Annotated in this window: 4 protein-coding genes and 1 pseudogene; all 5 read left to right on the top strand. The window is 73.7% G+C overall.

The window, feature by feature from the left end:
* A partial coding sequence (locus G5C51_RS40905; RefSeq protein ID WP_165245843.1) for a helix-turn-helix transcriptional regulator occupies positions 1 to 620 on the top strand: 620 nt, incomplete at its 5' end.
* 34 nt (positions 621 to 654) lie between these two features.
* A complete protein-coding gene (locus tag G5C51_RS40900) occupies positions 655 to 1,692 on the top strand; it encodes a methyltransferase (protein WP_165245841.1) in 1,038 nt (345 codons plus the stop codon).
* A gap of 95 nt (positions 1,693 to 1,787) precedes the next feature.
* Entirely contained in the window at positions 1,788 to 2,183 is a 396-nt protein-coding gene (locus G5C51_RS40895; RefSeq protein WP_165245839.1) for a TOBE domain-containing protein, read from the top strand.
* Positions 2,184 to 2,197: 14 nt separating this feature from the next.
* On the top strand, positions 2,198 to 2,965 hold the full coding sequence (gene modA, locus G5C51_RS40890) for a molybdate ABC transporter substrate-binding protein (RefSeq protein WP_338118501.1): 768 nt from the start codon (positions 2,198 to 2,200) through the stop codon (positions 2,963 to 2,965).
* A pseudogene (locus tag G5C51_RS40885) lies at positions 2,962 to 3,318 on the top strand (ABC transporter permease); the annotation flags it as partial. The gene modA and the pseudogene G5C51_RS40885, both read left to right, overlap by 4 nt.

The following is a 3,318-nucleotide window of genomic DNA, read 5'->3' as shown; positions in this document are numbered from 1 at the left end:
GCCCCCACCCCCACCGCCGCCTCCGCAGCTTCGCCGCCGCCATGGTGCCCGGCGCCCCGCGCATCCGCGGCGAGCGCGTCGAATGTCTCGAGCTGCACCTCGCGCCCAGCGCCGCCTACGCACTCCTCGGCGTCCCGCCCCGCGAACTGGACGGCACCATCACCGGCCTCGACGACCTATGGGGCCGCCCCATGCGACGACTGCGCGACCAGCTCCACCACGCCGCCACCTGGCCGCAACGCCACGCGCTCATGGACGAGTTCCTCATCAGCCGCGCCACGCGCAAAGCCCCCACGATGGCGCCACACATCGCCGCCGCCTGGGAGCGCATCATCACCCGCCGCGGCCGCATCGGCGTCGGTGAGCTCGCCGCGTACTGCGGCTGCAGCCGCAAGAAGCTGTGGGCCGGCTTCACCGCGCAGGTCGGCATCACGCCGAAGCGCGCCGCGATGCTGGTCCGCTTCGACCACGCCGCGCAGTCGCTCGCCGCGGGCGACAGCCCCGCCGAGGTGGCCGTGACCTGCGGTTACGTCGATCAGCCGCACCTCCACCGCGACGTACTGGCCTTCGCCGGCTGCACCCCCGGCGCCCTGGCCGCCGCCACCACCTCCGCCAACTGACGCCGCCCGCACCACCATCGAGGAAGGCACCCCCATGCACGACCGCGACCGGATCGTCCAGCTCGCCTTCGGCAGCATGGCCGCGCAGACCCTGCGCGCCGCCGTCCGCCTGCGGATCTTCGAGCTGCTCGGCGACGAGCGCCGCGACGCCGCCGCCATCGCCGCCGCCGCGGGCACCGCCCCGCAGCCGACCGCCCGCCTCCTGCGCGCCCTGGCCGCCCTCGGCCTGCTCCGCGAAGAGCCGCCCGGCACCTTCTCCGCCACCACCACCGGCGCCCGCCTCTCCCCCACCCATCCCGACTCCCTCACCTCCTTCGTACGGGTCTTCACCGACTCCGCCGTCATCCGCGCCTGGGAGCACCTGGACGCCGCCGTCCGCACCGGCGACATCGCCTTCGACGCCGTCTTCGGTACGGACTTCTTCAGCCATCTCGCCCGCGACCCCGAGCTGTCCGCGGACTTCAACGCCGCGATGAGCCAGGCCTCCCAGGCGACCGCCGCCGCGCTGCCGCACGCCTACGACTTCGGCGCGTTCACCTCGGTCACCGACGTGGGCGGCGGCGACGGCACGCTCCTGGCCGCCGTCCTCACCGCGCACCCGCGCCTCACCGGCGCCGTGCTCGACACGCCGGACGGCCTGGCCCGGACACCCGAGACGCTCGAACGGCACGGGCTCACCGAGCGCTGCGAGCCTGCCCCCGGCGACTTCTTCCGCTCCGTACCCAAGGGCGCGGACCTCTTCCTGATCAAGAGCGTCCTGCACGACTGGTCCGACGAGAAGGCCGCCACGATCCTCCGCCACTGCCGCGAGGTGCTGCCGGCCGACGGCCGCGTGCTCATCGTGGAGCCGGTGCTCCCCGACGCCGTCGCCCCGGACTCGGGCTCGGGCTCCGGCTCCGGCCCGGGCCCGTATCTGAGCGATCTCAACATGCTGGTGAACCTCGGCGGCAGGGAGCGCACCCGCGCCGACTTCGAGGACCTGTGCCGGGCCGCGGGCCTCTCGGTCACCTCGGTGACGGAGCTGGCGGAGGCCGCCCCGTTCTCCCTCATCGAGGCGGTCGCTGCTCGATAGGCGCCGGCGGATCATACGAACCGGTCAGGCACCTGCCAGTCAGATCCACCGAACCACCTTGCAGATACGAACCCACCCCTCGTAATCTCCCGCACATGCGGTCCTACACCATCGGCCAAGCCGCCCGCCTCCTCGGCGTCAGCCCCGACACCGTCCGGCGCTGGGCGGACGCCGAGCGCTTCGCCACCCGGCGCGACGGCGCGGGCAAGCGGCTCGTCGAGGGCGCCGATCTCGCCGCCTTCGCCGTGGCGCTCGCGGCCGAGGGCCACGGCGAGGAGGAAGAGCCGCACACCTCCGCCCGTAACGCCTTCCCCGGGATCATCACCGCCGTGAAGCTCGGCGACGTCGCCGCGCAGGTGGAGATCCAGGCCGGCCCGCATCGTCTGGTCTCGCTGCTGACCCGCGAGGCGGTGGAGGAGCTCGGGCTGGCGGTGGGGATGGAGGCCGTGGCCCGGGTGAAGTCCACGAACGTCCACATCGACCGCGCCTGACCGGGAGCCCTGCCGTGATCCGTAAAGCCCTGCCCGCTGTGCTCGCCGCCGCCGTGGTCCTGCCGCTCGCCGCCTGCGGCGGGGGCTCGGGCGCGCAGTCGAAGGACGGCAGGACCATCACCGTCCTCGCCGCCTCCTCCCTCACCGACGTCTTCGCCGACGCGGGCAAGGCGTACGAGAAGGCGCACCCGGGGACGAAGGTGCGCTTCTCCTTCGCCGGCTCGCAGGAGCTGGCGGCGCAGGTGCGGCAGGGGGTGCCCGCGGATGTGCTGGTCACGGCCGATACGAAGACGATGGACGGGCTCGAGTCGGAGACGGCGACGGCCCCGTCCGTCATCGCGAAGAACCGCCTCACCATCGCCACCGCGCCCGGCAATCCGAAGCACATCAAGTCGCTGAAGGACCTGGCCAAGCCGGACCTGAAGGTGGTCCTGGCCGCGGACGAGGTGCCGGTCGGCCGCTACAGCAAGCAGATCCTGGAGCGGCAGGGGCTGAAGGTGAAGCCGGTCTCCGAGGAGCCGAACGTCCGGGCCGTACTCAGCAAGGTCCGGCTGAAGGAGGCGGACGCGGGCATCGTCTACGTCACCGATGCCGCTGCCGCTGGCGCGAAGGGGAAGACCGGCACGGTGGCGATCCCGACCGCGCAGAACGCGATCGCCTCGTACCCGGCGGCCGCGCTGAAGGTGTCCGCGCACGAGGACGCGGCGGCGGACTTCGCGAAGTGGCTGCGCGGCGCGAAGGCGCAGGCGCTGCTGCGGCAGGCGGGGTTCGAGAAGCCGTGAGGAGGCTCCCCCCGGCGCCGCTCGCCGTCCCGGCGCTGCTGGCGGTCGCGTTCCTGGCCCTGCCGCTGGCCGGGATTCTCGCCCGGGTCTCGTGGGCGGACCTGCCGGCCCGGCTTACGGACCCGGAGGTGACCGAAGCGCTCGGTCTGTCGCTGCTGGTGTCGGGGTGGGCGCTGCTGCTGTCGCTGGCGCTGGGCGTGCCGCTGGCGTGGCTGCTGGCCCGTACCGACTTCCGCGGCAAGGCGGCGGTGCGGGTGCTGGTGATGCTGCCGATGGTGCTGCCGCCGACGGTCGCGGGGGTGGCGCTGCTGCAGGGTTACGGGCGGCGGGGGGTTCTCGGCGGGCCGCTGGAG

It is taken from the genome of Streptomyces coryli, from assembly GCF_011044975.1.
Lineage (GTDB): Bacteria > Actinomycetota > Actinomycetes > Streptomycetales > Streptomycetaceae > Streptomyces > Streptomyces coryli.
Note: the sequence above shows the minus strand (reverse complement) of the source record. Positions and strands in the feature narration are given on the sequence as shown.

Excerpts from the sequence above, each read along its gene's own strand:
- G5C51_RS40900 (WP_165245841.1), top strand. The coding sequence starts at position 655 with ATGCACGACCGCGACCGGATCGTCCAGCTCGCCTTCGGCAGCATGGCC.
- G5C51_RS40895 (WP_165245839.1), top strand. The coding sequence starts at position 1,788 with ATGCGGTCCTACACCATCGGCCAAGCCGCCCGCCTCCTCGGCGTCAGC.